This is a genomic window from Schaalia cardiffensis, from assembly GCF_016405145.1.
Lineage (GTDB): Bacteria > Actinomycetota > Actinomycetes > Actinomycetales > Actinomycetaceae > Pauljensenia > Pauljensenia cardiffensis.
In genome coordinates this window covers 21,483-40,890 of sequence record NZ_JAEKIA010000016.1, presented here as the reverse complement: position 1 = coordinate 40,890, position 19,408 = coordinate 21,483, and the positions used below count along the sequence as shown (strand labels likewise).

Annotated in this window: 15 protein-coding genes and 2 pseudogenes; 4 read left to right on the top strand and 13 right to left on the bottom strand. The window is 61.4% G+C overall.

The window, feature by feature from the left end:
- The 4 genes and pseudogenes from JFX23_RS08565 to JFX23_RS08550 form a co-directional block, all read left to right on the top strand.
- Positions 1 to 201: pseudogene (locus tag JFX23_RS08565) on the top strand (ABC transporter ATP-binding protein); the annotation flags it as partial.
- Positions 198 to 1,139, top strand: a complete 942-nt coding sequence (locus tag JFX23_RS08560; protein ID WP_005961854.1) for a metal ABC transporter permease — start codon at positions 198 to 200, stop codon at positions 1,137 to 1,139. The pseudogene JFX23_RS08565 and the gene JFX23_RS08560, both read left to right, overlap by 4 nt.
- A gap of 47 nt (positions 1,140 to 1,186) precedes the next feature.
- Positions 1,187 to 1,579, top strand: coding sequence for a Fur family transcriptional regulator (locus JFX23_RS08555; RefSeq protein WP_198776540.1), 393 nt, complete (start codon positions 1,187 to 1,189; stop codon positions 1,577 to 1,579).
- Positions 1,576 to 2,094, top strand: coding sequence for a hypothetical protein (locus JFX23_RS08550; protein ID WP_005961856.1), 519 nt, complete (start codon positions 1,576 to 1,578; stop codon positions 2,092 to 2,094). Before JFX23_RS08555 ends, JFX23_RS08550 begins: the two co-directional genes overlap by 4 nt.
- A gap of 216 nt (positions 2,095 to 2,310) precedes the next feature.
- Here the strand turns inward: JFX23_RS08550 and JFX23_RS08545 are convergent, their stop codons facing one another.
- The 13 genes and pseudogenes from JFX23_RS08545 to JFX23_RS08485 all read right to left on the bottom strand — a co-directional run bounded on the left by JFX23_RS08545 (position 2,311) and on the right by JFX23_RS08485 (position 19,405).
- Positions 2,311 to 2,637, bottom strand: a complete 327-nt coding sequence (locus JFX23_RS08545) for a DUF4176 domain-containing protein (RefSeq protein ID WP_005961857.1) — start codon at positions 2,635 to 2,637, stop codon at positions 2,311 to 2,313.
- Positions 2,638 to 2,661: 24 nt separating this feature from the next.
- Positions 2,662 to 3,153: a hypothetical protein gene (locus JFX23_RS08540; protein ID WP_198776539.1), complete on the bottom strand. Its 492-nt coding sequence runs from the start codon at positions 3,151 to 3,153 to the stop codon at positions 2,662 to 2,664.
- 119 nt (positions 3,154 to 3,272) lie between these two features.
- Positions 3,273 to 4,259: a hypothetical protein gene (locus tag JFX23_RS08535; RefSeq protein WP_005961859.1), complete on the bottom strand. Its 987-nt coding sequence runs from the start codon at positions 4,257 to 4,259 to the stop codon at positions 3,273 to 3,275.
- Entirely contained in the window at positions 4,256 to 4,570 is a 315-nt protein-coding gene (locus tag JFX23_RS08530; RefSeq protein WP_005961860.1) for a hypothetical protein, read from the bottom strand. The genes JFX23_RS08535 and JFX23_RS08530 overlap by 4 nt, the downstream gene beginning before the upstream one ends.
- Positions 4,571 to 4,810: 240 nt before the next feature.
- Positions 4,811 to 5,632, bottom strand: a complete 822-nt coding sequence (locus JFX23_RS08525; protein WP_005961861.1) for an isoprenyl transferase — start codon at positions 5,630 to 5,632, stop codon at positions 4,811 to 4,813.
- Positions 5,632 to 6,366, bottom strand: a complete 735-nt coding sequence (gene recO / locus JFX23_RS08520) for a DNA repair protein RecO (RefSeq protein WP_040313497.1) — start codon at positions 6,364 to 6,366, stop codon at positions 5,632 to 5,634. The genes JFX23_RS08525 and recO overlap by 1 nt, the downstream gene beginning before the upstream one ends.
- 254 nt (positions 6,367 to 6,620) lie before the next feature.
- Entirely contained in the window at positions 6,621 to 8,375 is a 1,755-nt protein-coding gene (gene leuA / locus JFX23_RS08515) for a 2-isopropylmalate synthase (protein WP_198776538.1), read from the bottom strand.
- Positions 8,376 to 8,773: 398 nt separating this feature from the next.
- Positions 8,774 to 9,719, bottom strand: a pseudogene (locus tag JFX23_RS08510) (IS110 family transposase).
- 394 nt (positions 9,720 to 10,113) lie between these two features.
- Positions 10,114 to 10,545: a very short patch repair endonuclease gene (locus JFX23_RS08505; RefSeq protein ID WP_233050713.1), complete on the bottom strand. Its 432-nt coding sequence runs from the start codon at positions 10,543 to 10,545 to the stop codon at positions 10,114 to 10,116.
- Positions 10,535 to 13,531: a Z1 domain-containing protein gene (locus tag JFX23_RS08500; RefSeq protein WP_198776537.1), complete on the bottom strand. Its 2,997-nt coding sequence runs from the start codon at positions 13,529 to 13,531 to the stop codon at positions 10,535 to 10,537. Before JFX23_RS08500 ends, JFX23_RS08505 begins: the two co-directional genes overlap by 11 nt.
- A complete protein-coding gene (locus tag JFX23_RS08495) occupies positions 13,528 to 14,508 on the bottom strand; it encodes a PD-(D/E)XK motif protein (protein WP_198776536.1) in 981 nt (326 codons plus the stop codon). Before JFX23_RS08495 ends, JFX23_RS08500 begins: the two co-directional genes overlap by 4 nt.
- On the bottom strand, positions 14,501 to 16,018 hold the full coding sequence (locus JFX23_RS08490; RefSeq protein ID WP_198776535.1) for an ATP-binding protein: 1,518 nt from the start codon (positions 16,016 to 16,018) through the stop codon (positions 14,501 to 14,503). The genes JFX23_RS08495 and JFX23_RS08490 overlap by 8 nt, the downstream gene beginning before the upstream one ends.
- A gap of 3 nt (positions 16,019 to 16,021) precedes the next feature.
- The gene (locus JFX23_RS08485; protein ID WP_198776534.1) at positions 16,022 to 19,405 is read right to left on the bottom strand and encodes a DUF499 domain-containing protein; all 3,384 of its coding nucleotides are present in this window, start codon (positions 19,403 to 19,405) and stop codon (positions 16,022 to 16,024) included.
- Between the last annotated feature and the right edge of the window lie 3 nt (positions 19,406 to 19,408).

The following is a 19,408-nucleotide window of genomic DNA, read 5'->3' as shown; positions in this document are numbered from 1 at the left end:
GTCCTCCACGAACTCGGCGAACTCGGCCCCCTCCTGGACCGAGAGCTCCACATCGGATCGGGACACATCAGCTACGACGGCGCACCCCACGTCCTCGACGACCACGAGCAGCACGCAGACGAAGGCGGACACCACCACGCTCACCCGACGGCCCCCACTGGCCCCGCCCTCGTCGACGACATCTTGAAGGGGGCGCAATGAGCACCATCATCGAAGGACTCATTTCTCTTCTCTCCTCCTCCCTCATGCAGCGCTCCCTCATCGCCGCGCTCCTGGTCGGCCTCTCCGGCCCCGTCATGGGCACCTACCTGGTTCACCGGCGCCTCGCGATGCTCGGCGACGGGATCGGTCATGTCTCCCTCACAGGCGTAGCACTGGGCTGGCTCGCGGGCACTTTCGCGAATGCGACTCCCCAGGATTCTTGGGCCCTTCCCGGCGCGATGATCGTCTCCGTGCTGGGCGCGATCACCATCGAGTTGATCCGCCAGTCGGGCCACACCTCCGCCGATGTTGCCCTCGCGATGCTGTTCTACGGGGGAATCGCAGGCGGAGTGCTCCTCATCGGTCTGGCGGGCGGTACCTCCGCACAGCTCAACAGCTATCTTTTCGGCTCGATCGCAACCGTCACCTGGGATGACATCCTCATTATCTCGACGCTTTCCGTTCTCATCTTGCTGGTCGGCGTTGGTATCGCCCCGGCTCTCTTCTCTGTGACGAACGACGAGGATTTCGCCCGCTCCACAGGCCTGCCCGTGAGGGGATTGTCGATGGTGATCGCCATTCTTTCGGCGCTAACCGTCGCTATCGCCATGCGCGTCGTCGGCTCCCTCCTCGTCTCCGCCCTCATGGTGATCCCCGTCGCCATTGCGCAGCTCAGCGCCCGTTCTTTCATGGCGACAATGGCGCGTTCCATGGTGTACGGCGCACTCATCTGCATCACGGGCCTATCTTTCACCTACTTCGTGGACCTTTCACCCGGGGCCTCGATCGTTGTTCTCGCCATCGGCATCTACGCGCTCGGATTCGCGGTGCGCACCATTATCGATGCGAAGCAGCGGGCCACCCGTATGCGCCAGGTCAGAGCCTCCGCGGAGCACCCTGAGCTCGCTCACCACAACGAACCCGCAGAGCGGGTATGAGCCGTGCCGGGTATGCTCCCTGTGGAGAGGAAGAGAAGGGTTACCTTATGCAGAGAATGACGAAGCAGCGTCAAGCGGTATTCGCCGAGCTATCCCGGGTGAACGACTTCCGTTCCGCGCAGCAGATCTTCGAAGACATCCAGTCGCAAGGCCAGCGCGTCGGCCTTGCGACCGTGTACCGCAATCTGCAGTCCCTCGCCGATGAGGGCACAGTCGATGTCCTTCGCTCCGCCGAGGGCGAGTCCCTGTTCCGCCACTGCAAGTCGACCGAACACCATCATCATCTCGTGTGCCGCAATTGCGGTGCCGCAGCGGAGATCGCGCAGCACGAGATCGAATCCTGGGTCAGTGAAGTCGCGGCCGCCCATGGTTACACCGATGTCTCCCACTCGATGGAGCTTTTCGGTCTGTGTTCGAAATGTACGAGGTCTGCTGAATGATTCCCGAATGGGCCGCTTCTGGGCCAAACCTGTTCATCTTCTTGTTCTTCGCCGTATTCTTCCGCGCACAAGGAACCTACTGGTTGGGACGCCTGACTGCCAGGGGTGCTCTTTCCGCCTCGCATCGCCAAGGCATCGTGGGGGCGATCGGTCGCTGGTTCGAAGGTCCGATCCCACGTAAAGGTGCCACGCTTTTGGGCCGTTGGGGAATGATCCTCATCCCTTTGAGCTTCCTCACCGTCGGTGTTCAAACCGCAGTGAACGCCGGTGCAGGCATCGTCGCGATGAAATGGCGAACATACACTCTCGCCATGCTCCCCGGCTGCGTCCTCTGGGCCCTGCTCTACGGGCTGGGGCTTCTGGCAATCTGGACAGCGGCAATCGCCGCCATCGCAGGTTCAACCGCGGGCCGAGTCACTATCCTCGTCCTCGTCCTCGCCCTCGTCACGAGAATCCTCCTACGCCGCCGCAAGCGCGGTGCACTCGCCCCGGCTCCCAGGCCCGCAATCGACTGAAGGCGCATCCAACCAAGGCAGAGTGCATCCAATCGTGGGAGGGTGGGTGCAGTCGGCGTGTCAGTCCCAACGCCGGGAATCACCTTGTCTGCTCCGCACCGCGCGGCAGAGTAACTGAGGCTTGAGCCTCGCACTCCACCAGTGATTACACAAAGGACCAACACTCCGATTGGAACTCGTCATCGAGTAAGGACACAGCTCGACGTTCTTGAAAGACTAGGAGCGAATATCGGCGGTGTTCAGTCGTTGGTAAGGAATTCCGCCTGAGGCAAGGGCCGAGGTGTAGGCCGTTTGGATAGCCTCATCTTCCTCATCAGCGAAACCTTCGAAAAGCACCTCCGCGATGTCCTCGGCGTTAAAGTATGCGACCGAGTCTTCAGTCAAACCGACCGGGTATCTCATCGCCATGTAATCGAAGTAGCCAAAAATACTCTCATCCCGATAGAGGGGGACGCGCCCGATAATCATCAGTTTGACATCACCGTTGTGGAGAACAACGACAGAACCGAGCGGCAAGAGCGGGCGAAGCGTTGAAACCGACATATCTATTCCTTTCAGTGGGGTGAATTATGTGGATCGGAGGGTCTGGCTCCACCGACGGCCCCATTGATGACGATGATGCGCGGCACGCGCCGCGTAAACAGACATTGGTGCAAGACCGAGAGCGAAGGCAGCACCGATGAGGTGATCTACCCGAGCCGTCGAAGCGGCGAACACGGCAAGGACGATGAAGAGAACAAAATGAGCGGGGGCGAGCAATGCGAGAATCTGGCCCTGTGGACGAGAACGCACTAGGAGGTCGAGCAGAGCTCGAGTTTCGATTTCCGAGCGCTCAAGCTCGAGGCTTTGACGAACCGCACCGAACTCGATGACAGCGGCAACTGGGAGGGCAGCGAGGCCAACTACGAGGAGAAGCGTTCCTAGCGTGGGTTCTCCGCCGAGAAGGGCTGAAGCAACAAGGGAGAGCACGGGAGAAAGGACAAAAGCACCAGCCCATGCGCCGATTGAAGCCGCGTGGGGTCCCGAAAAGCTTCGCTCAGCTGAAAGTAAGTACGGCACGCCATCTCCTACCCCAACAAACACGGCTCTGCCGTAATACTGCCCGATTGGGAAAAGATCTCTGCGGCGCAGGACAACCCCCCCGCTCTTCGGAGTGCTTTCGGACATCACAAAATAATTCACCTCCACCGCCCGAGAATTGCGTTCCCAATGCCCTTCCAGCCCCCGAGAGCATCGTAAGCAGCATCAAAGAGCCCCGACCCAGCAATTGACAGGACCGAACCTACGACAGCACCGCCGAGCGCGCCGACAACCGTTCCGACACCGGGGAAGACCGACCCCATAATCGCACCGGCTGCAACGGCCGAACCAATGCCGATTCCAGTATGAGCCGCCGTCTTAATGACAGCGTCACCGACATCCTGCTGCCCGGCTCTCACCGCCTGCATTTGCCCAGTGAAGTCTATGGCCGCGCCAATACCAACCGCGCCGAATTTGAGAAAGCCTCCCGCGGCTTTGACCAAGGCAGGGTCAGGAATGGAAACCGTTGCGACGCCACCGCCAACGAGCGCTCCAGCCCCTGCCCAAGATGGTGTCACTGCGGCGATCGCGGAAGCAATGCCCTCAGCAATCCTCTGAGCAACGTGGTCCTGCACGAGAGCTTTTCCTAGTTCGAAGAGGAAGCTCCGCACTGCCTGAGAGAATTGAAGGCAGGTCGACGATCGGAAGAATTCTGCGGCGGCATCAATCGCCCGTTGGACCAGGCGCGCGCACTCATCAAGGTCACTATGGACACTCGCCGCATCATCAGCAGTCGGTGGCGCGACGACCGAACCTTCAGCTGTGATCGTTAGACCACGCGAGGCCGCATAGTCGAGGGCACTGCGAACGTTGTTCCTCGTGCGATCAACCTGCGCTGCATCCGTGTCAAGATCCTGTGCTGTCTTGTCGATCTGCGAGGCAAGTTCGCCGAGAGCATTCGACAGATCTGACAGCTTGCGCCTTGCGGCATCTGCACTCTTCCCACTCCACTCGTCTCCGGATGGTCGGGCATTCCCAATGTCGTCCGCGACCGTGTAGATTCTTCGAGCCGTCATCGTCAATTCTGCTGAGGCCTGGCGGAGGGGCTCAGGATCCCAGGTGAGAAGATCACTCCACGTTGTCATCGCTCCCCTCCGATACTTTGAAGAAGGCCGCGCCCGTGTCCCTCAATTTGAGCGTCAGTGGTTTCCATATCGGATTCGAATGCGGCGATCGCATCAGCGGTTTCGACAAGTCGAGCCGCAGCTTCCCTCGTGAGTTCCATGAGGGCATCGCGCACCCTCGCATAATTCACTTCCATACCTGATCCGGGTGCCGCTGCCAGAACCATCTCACCAAGATCTGGAACCTGAAGTGCACACAAGTCCTCTGCGCTCACACTCAGTTCGTTCCGAGCTCTCGAAAGCGCCGCCCCATTGATGATGAGATCTGTCATTCTCACACTCTATCTGTCCGCCCCTGCTCTGCTCAATCGTCAGCGTTCTCGACCTTCAACGAGCGTGCTCGCGAAAACTCAACCTAGGGATTCAATCATCTGCATCGCGCTTCAGGTCAATAACTGTGCTCGCGAAGACTCGACACGAGGGCAATGTCCTCTTCCAGGGAGCAGCAAGATGGCCGATGCACCAGCGGATGAGCTTGCGGGCATGGCACCGGTCAAGAAACTACAAACCCCTCAAGAGCCCAGGGCATCGACCGCGCCACCGAAACGCCGATCGCGCCCCGCATACTCCAAAAGACAATCCCACAAGGCTTCTCTGTCAAAAGACGGCCACGGCGTATCGACGAACATCATCTCCGAGTAGGCGAGCTGCCAGAGCAAATAGTTGGAGATCCGCTTTTCACCAGAAGTGCGAATCATCAGGTCCACATCGGGAACATCAGGCAAGTAGAGGCGATGCCCGAAAGACTTCTCGGTGATCCCCTCGGGCCTTAAACGTCCGGCGGCGACCTCGTGCCCAATCTTCCTGACGGCGTCAACGATCTCTGCGCGCCCCCCATAGTTCACGCACATCACAAGGTCAAGGGTCGTGTTGGCATGAGTGTGAGCCTCCGCCTTCTCAAGAGCATCAATCACGGACTTCCACAAACGAGGACGCCGACCCGCCCAACGGACGTGAACCCCCCATTCGTCAAGCTGTCCAGTCCTGCGGGCCAAGACATCGGAGGCATAGGACATGATGAAGCGAACCTCAGCGGGACTGCGCTTCCAGTTCTCCGTGGAGAAGGTGTACACGCTCAGGTAGCGCACGCCCGCGTCAATCGCGCCGGCGATCGTGTCCATGAGCGCGTATTCTCCGGCCCGGTGCCCCTCGGTCCGGGCAAGGCCCCTGGAGTTCGCCCAACGCCCATTCCCGTCCATCACGAGGGCGACATGCGCGGGCACCTCATTGCGGGCGAAGATTGGGGCTTGTCTATGCCACTCCCCCGGGCCGGTGAGCCTGCCATTCGGGTCCCCTCCGGCGCGATCCATCGGGGTCGGTCGAGTACAAGGCATCATCGGCTCCTTTCCAGGACTCGCAGAGAGTGGATCCTGCGTTCCACGTGCCATTGAGCATAGGAGGAGACGAGGGCGTGCGCCTCGTTCCTGGCGAAGCCCTCGGCAGTGTCGGCACGCGCCCAATCCCCTGAGAGGAGCTCGCCAATGAGGGTCATGGTCTCAGGAGCGGGAGCGGCCGCTCCCGCGGGTCGGCATTGTCCGCACACGGCCCCGCCCTCGTGAATGGAGAAGGAGGAGTGGGGGCCTTGGGCGCCGCAGATCGCACAATCGAAGCAGGAGGGCGCCCAACCTGCGATCGCGAGGGCCCGCAGAATGTATGAAGTGAGGATCAGCGAGGGGTCGTGGCGCACATGGGAAAGGGCGAAGAGGGCACCGACGAGGAGCAAGTACTGGGAGCGCGCCCCCTCATCCGAGTCCTGGGTGAGTTTCTCAGCGGTTTCAACCATGACGGAGGCGCGCGTATACAACTCGAAGTTGGAGGCGAGCGCGTCTGCGTGGACGCTAATGACCTCAACCTGAGTAATGATGTCGAGGCTGCGGCCCTTCGCGATTTGGACGTCGACGACGCCGAAGGGCTCAACTCGGGAACCGAACTTCGAGGAGGTTCGGCGCACTCCCTTCGCGACTGCGCGCACGAGCCCATGCTCGGAGGTGAGCAGGGTGATGATGCGGTCCGCTTCACCCAGTTTGTGGGTGCGCAGGACTATCGCCTCGTCCCGATAGCTTCTCATCACCCCGGTATTGTCCCATTGATGAGGGGCGGGCGCGCCTCGGGGCGCGCCACAAGAGGGGCTCCTTCACGCAAGCCCTGGTCGCCCTCGTCGATTCACTCACCGAGGGCGGCCAGGGCTCACAGTTCAGCGTGGCGTCTCACTGCTCAACGCAATGGGTGATTCACGCTCAGCGCACGGCTGTGCGTGAAGGTGATCCCGGAGGACTCGAGCGCGCTTCGCTTCGCTACTCAACGCTGGGCGCTCTTCCCCGCTCAGCGCAGGGCGCGATTCACCGCCGAAATCACAGCCTTGTACGAAGCCTGAGTGATCGACGAGTCAATACCGACACCCCACACGATCTGCCCATCGACAACAGCTTCGACATAGGCCGCAGCCTTCGCGTCACGGCCCTGACTCATCGCGTGTTCTGAATAGTCGAGAACCCTCACATCGAGGCCGAGATCGTGCAGCGCCGAAACGAAGGCGTCAATAGGGCCCGAGCCGGTCGCGAAAATCTCAATCGCGGCTCCCCCATCGTTGAGGACCGCGTTGAGCTCGACGTGATTCTCACTCGAAGTCAGCACGCGCGAAGGACCCAATTCGAAGCGGCCCCAGCGAGTGAGCCCCTTCGCCGAAGAATACGGCAGGTATTCGTCAGCGAAAATGCTCCACAGAGCATCGCCGTCGATCTCCCCGCCGAACTCATCCGTATGACGCTGAACGATGCGGGAGAACTCGACCTGGAGGCGACGGGGCAGTTCCAGATTATGAGTCGCCGACATGAGGTATGCGACGCCGCCCTTGCCGGATTGGGAGTTCACACGGACAACGGCCTCGTAGGAGCGGCCCACATCGTGAGGGTCGATCGGCAGGTACGGGAGCTCCCAGACGACCGCGTTCTCGTCCCCACCAGCCGCTTCCACACGCTTCTTACGTTCCGCGAAGCCCTTCTTAATGGCGTCCTGGTGAGAACCAGAGAAGGAGGTGTAAACGAGGTCGCCAACGTAGGGCGCTCTGGGCGAGGTCGGCATCGAAGTGCAGAACTCGACGGTTTCACGGATCTCGTCGACGCGCGAAAAGTCGATCCCCGGGTCAATGCCCTGGCTGAACAGGTTGAGGCCAAGAGTCACCAGATCAACATTGCCTGTGCGCTCGCCCTGTCCGAGCAGGCAGCCCTCAACCCGATCCGCTCCGGCGAGGAGTGCGAGTTCGGCGGCGGCGATGCCAGTGCCCCGATCGTTGTGCGGGTGCACGGAGAGTGCGATGTGTTCGCGGCGTGAGAGATTGCGCGACATGTATTCGATCTGGTCGGCGTACACATTCGGAGTGGCGCGTTCAACGGTCGCAGGAAGGTTGAGGATGATTTCGCGATCCGCTTCCGGCTGCCAGACATCCATGACGGCCTCGCAGATTTCAAGGGCGAACTCGGGTTCAGTGTCGATGAAGATCTCCGGGGAGTATTCGAACCCGAAGATCGTCTCATCGCCGAGGCGTTTTTCCGCCTGTGCGATGACCTCGCGGGCACCGGAGACCGCAAGGTCGACGGTCTGTGCCTTATCGTTGCGGAACACGAGTTCTCTAAACAGCGGTGAGGTCGCGTTGTACAGGTGGACGGTAGCGCGCGGGAAACCGACAAGGGCTTCGAGGGTCCGTTCAATGATCTCAGGACGCGACTGCGTGAGCACGGAGATCGTCACGTCCTCCGGTACGGCCTCGGCCTCGATGAGAGAACGCACGAAGTCGAAGTCGGTTTGAGATGCGGCGGGAAAGCCGATCTCGATCTCCTTATATCCGAGATTGACGAGCAGGTCGAACATTTTCCGTTTGCGCATCGAGTCCATCGGCTCGATGAGTGCCTGGTTGCCGTCTCGAAGGTCCGTTGACATCCAGCGCGGAGCTTTCGTCAGGCGCTGATCGGGCCAGCGCCGATCGGGCACTGAGATCGGGTTCGTATCGAGGAACGGGCGGTATTTCGCGAACGGCATTCCGCTTAAGCCGGGGGTGGGAACGCTGCCAGTGGTTTTCACAGTGATGTCTCCTTCGTCGTGGATTCGCCTGAGGCCTCGGGGCCGGACACGACATCAGCCGCGACGAGTTTCCGACCCCTTCAGGCCTCGTCGCGGCGAAGAAGAAGGAGAGTTTCCATTCGTCGCATGGTCCCACTGTAGGGGGCGATCTACATCACATGCAGCCGCTGCGCGCAATGTGGACACTGCTGCGAGCTCGGGTGCCGGGATCAGATGCAGACATCGTGTCGTAATAACGCTCCGGCCCCTCTGTACACCCCTCCCTTACACATCAATCTCGGCGAGCAGATGTCATGCATGACGTTACGCGAAAGAGCAACGAGACCGCAGGCACTGCCAGTAGATTATTCTGCTATCAGGCGTCAGCCTCTTAGACAAAACATATTCTCTGGCAAGTTTTAGGCTGCTTGTTTGGCGGGTTTGGTTTCGTAGAGTGTGTTGTCGCGGACCATGGCATACAGGACGGTTCGACGATTGTGGGCTAGCGCGACAAGGGCTTGGTCATGTCGTTTTCCGGCGAAGCGTTTCTTGTCAGTAGTAGCGGCGTGAGGGCGGGGCTCAGCGCAGGGACGCGAAAGCGGAAAGGAATAGGGTCCTTTTGAGGCGTTTGTCGCCTGTGTGAGAGACGATTTCGGACTTGATCGAGGTTCCGGACTGGCGAGTTGTGGGCGTGCGTCCGGCATAAGAGGCGAGATGGGAGGCAGAAGCAAAGTCTTTACCGGCGAGCTCGGCTATGATCACAGCGACGGCCCTAACCCCAACTCCAGGCATGGAGGTTAGGGCCTGCTAAAGAGGGTGCTGGCTAGCCAATTCCTCGATTTGTTCTTCAATGTCGGCGCGTTGACGGTAGAGCTCGTTCAAGGTTGCAGCTAAGTGTGGGATGACGTTTGCTGCCGCGTTCGTCACGGTCACGGTTTGCGTTGCGAGCGCGTTGAGAATGTCCTCACTCAAGGCTTGCCAGTCCCGTGCTCGAAGAGTCCTGAGCGCGTGTGACATGGTGCGAGCTGCCTGGGAGATGATGAACGCATCGCACTGGTCCGTCCTTGCGTTGTCCGGATACAAGTCAGCGATTCGCCGCATCGCTAATCCCGACGGATGAGCAACCGCAACACCCATTGCCTGGGCAAGCGCGACGGTCAGCGCGCCGATCGTTGTTGGCTGGTCGCCCACGACCAGAACCCGCCCCTGGGTGGCAAGATCTGAATAGATTTGCCGTAGTTAACTCTCGTTATTAGGCAGCGAATGCGAGTAAACTTGCTTACCGGAAGCGTCAGTTGCTGTTGCCCGATGATTGGTCTTTCCCACGTCGATGCCAAGCCAAATGTTTATATCGTCAGGGTTCATGAGGGCCTCGCCTTCGAGATAGAACCAGCCAGTGCGCTTCCGTCGGTTTTACGGCAAACGCATCCATCTTACACCAACGTTACGACAGGCATCTAGTGCCACGCTCCTGATCAGCAATCACGAGTGTGTCCGTCCAATCCTGGTGACAACACCCCCGGATCATAAAATGACAGAGGCAAGCAATCATGCCAGGACCGTCCGGCCAACAAACCTATCACCCCGTAAAACGACCGAACTCAGGGCTCCTCAATAACGCAAATGATCCATTGCCCGCTGCAGTTGCTCCGGCAGACCGCTGGCCGTCCGCCGTCACAGCGCTCATAATTCATCTGGCGTTGTGACCTCATCCCGGTCATCGCATGGCACTGGGCCCGGCACTCATCAGATGCGCCGATCAGCGGTGGAGTTCCCGGATGATGGCCTCAACAGCCTCCTCGATGGGAATGTGTTCCCAGATGCGGAGCACCCGCCACCCCTCGGCTTCTAACAGCCGGTTCGTCTCGAGGTCTCTTCGAGCGTTCCATTCGAGTTTCGGACGCCAGTAGTCTTCATTGGACATGGGGATTGTGCCGTGCTGCGGACAGGAGTGCCAGAAGCATCCGTCGATGAACACAGCGATCCTGCGTCGGGTGAAGACGATGTCCGCGCGCCGCCGTTTGTTGCTCCACCCCGAGTAGTCGACCCTGTACCGGTACCCCCTGGCGTGGAGCCGTCTCCTGATGTCGAGTTCTGGGCCTGTGTCGCGTCGTCTGTTCGACTTCATCGATTTCATGACGCCGGGTGTCGAGGCCCAGGACTTTCCGGCCGCCGATGGATCAATCGGCATCGACGATGGCCTCCGATCCGTGGTTCTTCTTCTTGGCCCTGAATGCGATGCGAGGCTTGGGCGCAGCGAGGTAGGAGATCGCATACGAGAAGATCGTTGCGATGTCCTCTGCCGACACAACCTCCGGCAAGAGTTTCGGGTCTCTCTCATGCCCCTCAACGGGATCGGCCGCGAAGGTCAGCAGAAGTGCTCCTCGTGTCAATCGGTGGTAGTGACTCGCACACCCGATGCTGTTCACTCTCGGGTTGCCAGCGATCATCTCGATCGCGTCGCGCTGTCGGAATGACGAGCCCGAGAAGCCACCGCGGCTGCCGCTTCTCCTCGTTCTCTTGAGCACCGGGATTGTGAGTCCATCGACGACCTTGAAGGTCGTCTTCGTGAGCTCGGGCAGCAGAACGGCCCAGTCCTCCAGTTTCTCCTCCGCCATCGCCTGGCGGATCATCGTGGCGTTGGGCTCGAAGTCATAGTTCTGGGTCCAGTCGAACCCTTCGAGGACTTCGAGCATCCCCTCTGCCGGGACGATCGCGATGCGCCCCTTGAACGAGGCCTCCTTACGGCGTTGCGCATCGTAGTACTCGAACTCTTCGGTGTCCCCGAACAGCCCATCGTCGAACCATCCTTTAACCAGTTCGAAGTGCTTCCTGTTGATCGATCCGTCGCCCCTCTCGGGTTGGCGGGGAAAGTCCTGAAGCCTGCCACCGATGCCCTGCATGCTCAGCTCGGCGTTGTACATCTTCGTCGTACTAGTCGGTTTGAGCCACGGCAGCTGTTGAAACACCAGCGGTGGCACTTGGATGGGTTTGACCTTCGGAATGCCTCTCTCGTCGAGTTGGGAGAAGATTTTGAGCTGCGCTCTGAAGTCCTCCTCGTCTTTCATGATCGCCCCAAACGCCTCGTACAGGTCGTAGCTTTTGCCGGACTTCTGGATGTTGCGTGCCATGTAGAGGCGTACGAGGTCGCTGTAACCCTTCCGGTATCCGAACCAGCGGCCCATCTGCATGAGGCTGTCGGCCTGCAGGGCACGTCTCTTGAAATAGGTGATGGTGAGGCCTTCGAGGGTGAATCCTCGGCTGAGTTTGGTTCCTCCGACGAGGATCCTCCAAACGTCGTCGCTCTCGAAATCGACCTGCCGATACTGTTGTTCCTTGTCGCCGTTCACGACGACCACCGGATCGGCGACACCCTCCGGAGTGACTCTGTCGAGTACTTCGCCGACGAACGGTGCGACCTCGTCGAAGGAGTCGGGCAGAAGGAGCAGTCCCTGCTCCCAATCCCTTGCGGAGGAGACGATCTTGAAGTCCTCGTCGAAGAGTCTACGAAGCCGGGCGTTGGCAGCGGGCGAGCCGTATCCGTGCTCCTTCCAGATCCTCGTGATAGTTGCGGCAAGATCTGCGTGGTCCTGCGTTCTGACCGACTCGTGGACGAGCATCGTGTGGTGGCGGAAGCGCTTCACGAGCCCCGGCTGCTCTTCGGCGCGCCAGAGCTTGATCGCTCCTGTGAGGACGAAGGAGTCGATCGCCCGTCCGAGTTCTTCTTCCGCGTCCTCGGGCGTCACAGCCATCAGGTCCCTGACGAACGCCCGTTCGTTCGAGATCGACGGGTCTTTCTTCTCTTCGTCTGTGAGTTCCTCGAAGTCGTGATACGCGGCTCCTCCCCTGTACTCCTCGGGCGCGGCGAGGCTGACTATGAAGTCTCGTGGGAAGATGTCCTCCGAGTCCTCCGGTGAGACGAAAACGTTCGCGAAAGGCGTGGCGGTGTAGCCGATGTATTGGGCGCGCTTGAGTTCTCCCAGCAGCTCGGAGATCTTCTTGTTGATCGCGGTCCTCTCTTGAACATCGGTCGCCTTCTTGGGGTTGAGGGTGTTCACCGAGGCTTGATCGGCCTCGTCGTCGATGATGAGGGTCGGGATCTCGCCAAGGCTCGCGTGGATCCGTCCGAGATCCCTTACGAGCTTCTCGAGCACCCGTGTATTCTTCTTGACGACCGCGATCCGTACATCGGTCTCGTGGAGGTTTTCGGGCGTCCACATGGGTTTCTCGGGGCGCCTGAGTTCGTGGCCCTTGCGGAAGTCGAGTGCGTCGAGCCCGGCCTTGAGGTACTTGTAATCGTCCTTGGCGCGCGTGAGCCGGCGGATCTCGGGGACGCCTGCGTCTGTGAATCTCGCTCCGTGACTGACGAATCTGCCGGCAATCCAATCGGCGTCATCGTTGGAGGCGTAGTCGATGTCGATCATGTGGTCTGGATTCGCCGGATCCATGCCGCCGATGATGTTCTCCCTCCCGATGAGTTCCATATCGAGGCGCCTCTGGGTCTGGGCCCTCAGTAGTTCGATGGTCCCAGTGAGCACGATGATGAGGCGGTACCCAGCATCGATCGCCTTGGCGATGACACCGGTGAAGTTGGCGGTCTTCCCACTCTGCACGTGGCCCACGACGAGTCCGCGCGATTGGTAGGGCGTCTCGGAAGTCGGGTCGGCGAGCCTTCCAACGATCTGCGTCGTCGAGACATCGATCGCCGCGACGGATGCGGGGGGCAGTTTCTTACTCAGGACGTTCTTGTAGGCGTCCCAATAGAAGTGGTGCTCGCTTCTGCGTGCCTCGTCGTACCACGGCGCCCACTCGGGATCGAGGATGTACGCGTTCTCCTCAGCTCGGACGGGGAATGCTTCGTTGATGGCATTGTGGTCCTCTCTGGGGATTCCGAGGAGGGTGAGGATACGCGAACGGCGCTCCCGGGTCGCTGGGGCTGTTCCATCCGTCCACGTCGTGTCTTCCGAGTCGTCCCACCGGTAGAGGGCGAGGATGAACGCGGTCTTGGCAGGAGAGTTCGAGTCCGCGTCGAGGATCAGCTCGGCGAGTTCGTCGGTGTTGATCGTCTTGCTGCTCTTCCAGAGCATCGTGTTGATGAGCCGTTGGAGATCATCCGGCTCTCCCGTCATCGAGCGCATGGCGCGTTCGAATGCCTTGTCGTAATCGTCCTGACTCATCGTTCCTCCTGCTCGTCGCGCATCGTCATACTCCATGCCGGGGCGTCCGTCCCCTCTATCGCGGAGACGTCGATCCTGTAGTCCACGCCCCGGACCAGTTCGGGGCGTTCGAGGATTCTGGAAAGCCCGTCTGATGTGATGGCGGGGAAGGAGTCGTCAACGTCGTAGAAGCGCGGCGCAGTCCGCTGCAGGAAGCGCGACGTGAAGAGCTCCTCGGCGTCGGGGTCCCTCCAACCCATTAGTTCAAGCCTTTCATCGAGTTCCGTTCTCATCAGGCGAAGCCCCCGCCTGACCGCGCCGACGAGCTCGGTGAGCGTCAACCCCCGATTCGAGGCTCCGGCTCGTGTCAGCTGGATCGACAGCATCTGCAGTGGCCTGCCCGGGGTTCGGGTAAGCTGATCGACTCCGTGGATGATGTGGGTTCTCTTCTCGGATGTCGTCGTCTTCACCTCGACGTCCACGTCGGGCAGGACGAAATCGTGCTCCTCCCCGCGGGGGCCGAGCCACGCCTTGACGGAGGCCTCAGCGCCGATCTCGTCCGCAAGGGCGAGCAATTCGCCGAACAGTCCTGTCTCCTGATCGGCGCTGAGGCGCGGGATTCTTGAGAAGAGATCCCTGTATCCGTCGAGGGAGACGACGAGGGCGCGCTCGAGGCGCTCACCCTGCTGGAGATGTTCGGAGACCGATCGGAGCAACGAGTACGCCTCGTACTCGTGACCGGTGGCATCGATGGCGAGTCTGAACCACATGGCGCCCTCGCCGATCTCCTCAATGATCTTTCCTCTGATCATTCGGTAACCGGACAGGTCGAAGTCCTCGTCGGTCGCGGGGGTTCGGAGGGTGAGCTCGTCGTGTACGGGGTCGATGCCGAGGATGCATACGGGATCGGTCCCGATGCGAATCTGAACCGCTCTGCCGGAGCTCATGTAGACGGCGAGGGTCTGCGGCGTCAATGCCTCATGAGGATCTTCAGGCACCGTCTCGCTCCTTCCTGCGGCGGATCTCGTCTTCGAGCGCTGCATCGATGATCGAGTTCCAGGCCTCGATCTTGAGCTTCTCGCGCGGCCCGAGATAGGAGCCCTCGAAAAAACCGCCGTAGAGCAGGTAAATCAGTGTCTTGAGCAAAGGGGCGTCGTTCGGGTCAGTGGAGTCGGAGAGGATCGTCCTGTACCTGTCGTTGAGGTAGATCACGCCCGTTTCCCTCCTCACCTCGACGAGTTTCCCCTCCCGCAGGCGCTTCCAGCGGATCCCGACCGGTTCATCGGATGTGAAGTCCACGGCGTCCGCGATCGCGTCGTAGACCGCCCTTCCGATACCCGTCCCCACTTCGACCATCTCGATCGGGCGCCTTTCGCGAGTCTTCGATGTCCTCGCCAGTTCTGCGGCTTCGGCGAGGAGGTCGCCGAGGGCTCGCCCGTCCGAAACCCTCGCACTGCGCAGCGAACTGATGAGGTCGGCGTCGAAGACCGTTCCGCTCTTCTCGGGGTTGATCTCGACATGGTCCAGCAGTCGGCTGTCGATGTCGATCGCGACTCTGAGTCGGGAGTAATCCGCCGCGCCGTTCTCGTCGGCCATTGAGTTCCAGCCGCCGATCTGCAGGAGGCGGTCATTCCGGTAGACGTAGAAACCCTGACCGTCGGTCACAGGGGAAACCCTCGCTGCGGCGATGAATCCGCGCGCATTGCGTATGGCGTCGGCCACGAGGACCGCTGTTGCGGTGAAGTTCGCTCCGGCGCAATCCCCGTAAAGCTGCGCTGGCCGACAGGCCAGCGCAGCCAGGGAGAGGGGATCAATCGGATCAACGTTTCTGGGGGCGCCGGGCTCGTCCCGTTCGAGTTCGAATTCATCGATGCCCAGGCGGATGCCGCCAGATTCCAGGATCCTGTGGAAAGTCAAGCCGAGGTACGCTCTGAGTTCTTCGATCTTCTCGGACAGCCAAGTCCGGAGCTCCGCTGTGCTCGTCGCGTTAAGAGTCATGCGCGGCGCGCGCCAATAGACGATCGTTCCGTGCGATGACTCGGTTCGGGGAATCATCGCCCTGCGCCGTTTCATCTCCGCCTCGGCCTGCGCAGGGTCGAGTATCTCTATCCTCGTGGGCTCGTCCCTGGAGATCCGCCGTCCGACGGGAACCGACCCGAGGGAGTGCGAGTAGATTTCGAGGATCGTAGCCTGGCTGAGCGATGCGGCCTTGAGGCCGAGACCGAAGTACCCGAGTGCTGATTCCCCGTAGTCGCGCTTCCTCGCGAAGATCATCGCCGCATCAATGGTCTTCTCGTCCATTCCGGTTCCGTCGTCGATGATGTAGATGCCTTCGATCCGGTCGTCCTCCGTGAGGAATCGGATGAGGATGTTCTCCGCGCCGGCGTCGATGGCGTTGTCCACGATGTCGCCGAGTGCCGTGCGCAATTCGTGGTGGGTGCCGACAGCCCTGGTGATCGACGGGTCCGGCGGTGCCGTCCTCGATGAGACGGCTGCGATCGATTCCATCTCTCAGTCCCCCGTGAAGCGTCCTGGAGTCAGTCCCAGTGTCCTGGAGTTCTCCGTGACCGCGCGAACCGTCGCTTCGGGGAAGCCCGCGTACTTCCTGGCCTCGATATTCACACCGATCTCGAGAGAGTCGGCGTCCGCTTGGACGATGCGCTCGATGATCTCCTCGACGAGTGTTATGAGCTGGGTCTCAATACCCTTCCCGGGGTCGAGGTCGATGCGGCCCCGGTAGTAGGTGTTCTCATTGACGGGCGCTTCCGGCCTCTCAGTCGGCGGCTCGAGGCCGGAGTCGTCGTCCCCGGTGTCTGACGGGAGGAGGGAGAGGAGTGCCGGGGGGATTCCGGAGGCGTTCTCATGTTCCTCCTTCTCCCGTCTCCGCTGTGCCTGGGCGAGTGGCGGAGCGACCAGGACTGTGGCGCTGATGATCTCGGGCTCGTCGTCCTCGAGCGGTATCCGCAGATCCTCGAAGTCTCCTGTCCTCTCGTCGTAACCGGAGGCGAGGGCGAAACCGACTGAATGCCAGCCTATGTCGGCCATGACCGAGGCGACGGCGCTGCGCAGCACGCGTTCGTCTCGCAGACGTTTCATGTACGGATATCTCGTGTAGAGGGACCAGAGTTCTGAGACTGTGATCCATCCCCTGTTCCAGCGGGCCCGCAGGTTCGTCCCTTGCAGGTCGAGGGCGATGGAGGACGCGCTGCAGTGCGTGAGGATCTGGTCCTGTCGGCCGAGCTTGGCGCCCGCGCGAACCGCGATCCTCGATTCGTCCCCGTCTATCCTGGTGCCCCTGACCGTGAACGGCCGGGTTCCGTCGTCTTGCTCGGGATGGAGCGCCCACACCCAGGCCGCGGAGACGGCGCGCTCGGCGGCGGCCCTCGTCTCGAGGGCCTTCGCCTTCGCCTGTTCCGCCTGGCTGTGCGTGAGATCGTGAGTACGGACGGCTCCCTGCCCGGACATCTCCGACCATGCCATGTGGGTGCGGAGTGCATGCTCCGCATCGGCCCATTTCGACGCGTCGGGCGCCACGGCGATGATCGTATTCGCGTGGACGCGGGGCGCGGAGGAGCGTTTGCGGAGCATTTCGTCTGTGAAGTCGCGACCGGGACCGGAGACGGATCTGTTCTTCCCAGAAACCGTCAGTTCAGGGCCGAGGATGACCAGGCGGACTTCCTGCTCGTCGGGCACGTCACCGGTCGAGCTTGGTGCGATGAGGTTCTTCACGAATTCGGGGGAGCGCCCTGCGAGGCGTTCGATCATCTCGATTGCGGCTCTGCGGACGTCGGCGTCGGAATAGGATCTCGCCCGATCGCCGACGAGTCGGTTGATCGACGCCCTCCTGTCGTACCAGCTCCTCCCGGCTTCGTTGTAGACGTAGGTCGCATTGTCGGTGAGCAGTTGCAGTGCGGATCCGAAGTTGCCGAGCGTGTCTCCCGGCATTGCGACTCCGAGGAAGAGCCTCGCCCTTCCGACGCCCTTGTGAGCGTCGTCGGTTGCTGCTGCCGACCCAAGGAACAATGCCCTCGCGATGCGCCTGGTGAGCGCCCGTCTCCCATAGAGTGCCCGTTCCTTGTCTATACGCAGCGGGGTGGATGCCTGTCCGTCGACGTCGCTCTCGATGATGGATCGCCAGGAGTCGTCGAGGTATCCGCAGATCTCGTCCCGGACCACGGCGTCGTCGAGGGGGATCGATCCGGGCATGATGAGCGGCGAATCGTCGCACGATTCCACGAGGGAGTGGACGACCGCGCTCATGAGTCGCAGGACGCCGCGGGTCCTTTGGAAGCGTTCGAGCGAGGACCAGTCGTTGTAGAGCCTGTCGAAGAGTTCCGGATGAATGGGGTAGGCCTCGCGCAGACGCTGCTCGTAGTCGACTTGGATCGTTTCAGAGGGCAGTTCTCCCGGCTGTGCGCGGTAGTACTCACTGAACCTTCTGACCGTCGCTTCGCGTCTGCGGATGGCGTCGGCGTCGAGGTCGGTGAAGAGCCTGCGGCGAACGATCTCGAAGCTCTCTCCGGATGACGCTGGGCTCCAGTTGTAGGCGACGCGGCTGACGATGTGCTGGAGTCGGGCGAGGGCCTCCCGTCCGCCGGTTCCGCCGATCTCGAGTTCGAATGCTTTGGTCGGGGTGCCGTCGGCCCGAATGTCGGATGCGGGGATGGAGACGAGCAGTAGGGCTCCGGGAACGGCCTTGACTGCTTCTGCGAGGGTCTGCGCGAAGGAGAACTGGTCGTCGAAGCTTCCGCCCGGCAGATGCTCGTCCTCCCTGTTGAAGAGCCCTCTGGCGTAGGCGACCCATTCATCGATGAGGATCAGCGCCGGGGAATACTCGGCGATGAGGCTGCGCAGGGCACTTCCCGGGTTCGTCCCCGTCCTGTCCGCCTCTGCGACGAAGGCGTAGCCCACGGCTCCGCCGAGCTGCCAGGCGAGTTCCCCCCAGAGAGTCCGTACGACGGTGCCGTCGGCCTTCCTCATCGGTTGTCCGGGGGAGATCTCGTTGCCGACGATGGCGACCCGTCGGATCGTCGCAGGCAGTTCTCTGTCGCCCAGGAGGTCTTGGAGGTCCTGTGGCAGGTCGTGGAGCGGCGTTCCGCCCGCGAGGTGCCATGCGGCGAGCATCGAATGGGTCTTGCCGCCGCCGAAGGTGGTCTGCAGGTTGACGATGGGTTGGGCGTTGCCGTCACCGGAGAGTCTGTTGGCGCTGATGGTCAGGAGCGTCTTGAGGCCCTGCGTCAGGTAGGTGCGCTCGAAGAATCGCACGGGATCGCGGTATTCGGCACCGCCCTGGCCGTGTGCGACCTGGTAGAGGTCGGCCGCGTACTCGGCCTGTCCGAAATCCCCCGAGAGGATGTCGGCGTGGGGGCGGACGACGTCCTTCCAGGGTGTCAGGCCCTCCTCCCCCAGTCCGGGCATTGCGACCGCGGCCTCGCGACTGTCGCGTCGAGCCGCGGCGTCATAGGTTCTGCGCTGAATATCCACTCGGGTCTTGCGCGCGCGCACGGCCGCTTCGGGGGCGTTGATCGCCTTGAGCAGTCGCTCGACGGTGTCGAGCGCGCGGTAGGCGTCGTCGGAGCTGAACTGCACTCCGTGGGCCCATGCGTTCCTCACATCGCGGAGCTCCTGCGCGAGATTCTGCTCCGCGCGGGACAGGGAGTCGTTGAAGAGGAATCCGAGGTCGCCCATGTGCTCGGTGACGATCCGCAGTTGACAGTGAAGGTCGCCCGGATCGTAGGTCTTGCCGGTGATCCCGTCCTTCGCTGCGAGAAGATCCTCCCACGGGGTCTCGGCGGGAATCCTACCGTTAAGGGTTCTGCTGATCCAGGGCCCGAGGCTTTCGGCGAGGAGGTCGAGGCCTTCGCCGACGCTGTGGCGGTTGGAGGGGGACGCCATGAG